This is a genomic window from Streptomyces sp. CC208A (assembly GCF_030010625.1).
Classification (GTDB): domain Bacteria; phylum Actinomycetota; class Actinomycetes; order Streptomycetales; family Streptomycetaceae; genus Streptomyces.
Map to the genome: position 1 here is coordinate 1 of NZ_JASCXN010000121.1, position 458 is coordinate 458.

1 pseudogene is annotated in these 458 nt (G+C 69.9%); it reads right to left on the reverse strand.

The window, feature by feature from the left end:
* Window positions 1–162: 162 nt before the first annotated feature.
* Window positions 163–458 (reverse strand): annotated as a pseudogene (locus QK442_RS36265) (sporulation protein); the annotation flags it as partial.

Genomic DNA, 458 nt, shown 5'->3' on the forward strand with positions numbered 1-458 from the left:
TGCATCGTCGACGCGGACTCCTTGATGCGGTCCCACAGGGCCATCGAGAACTCCCTAAGTCGTATGGAGGGTTCCCCGGGCCGGCCGGGGGCGGACGGCCCGGGGAACCGATCTTCTACATTACTGTAGAAGTTACCAGGTGCCGCCGGAGCAACACGCCGGTCAGCCCTCGTCGCCTTCGTCGCCTTCGTCGTCACCCTCGAAGAAGTCGCCCACCTCGTCGACGACTTCGGCGGCCACCATGCCGCCGACCACGCCGACGGCCAGACCCGCGGCACCGGCGGCGACCGCCGTTCCCATGCCCGGGCCGGAACGGTGGCCGTCGCCGTGGTGACCGTCGGCGTGTCCGCCATGCCCACCGTGCCCGTACGGGGCGCGGTGCTCGACGAGTTGCCGGATCCAGCCCTCGACCTCGGCGTTCCAGTCGACCTGCTCGACGCCGTGGTGGCTCACCGTGA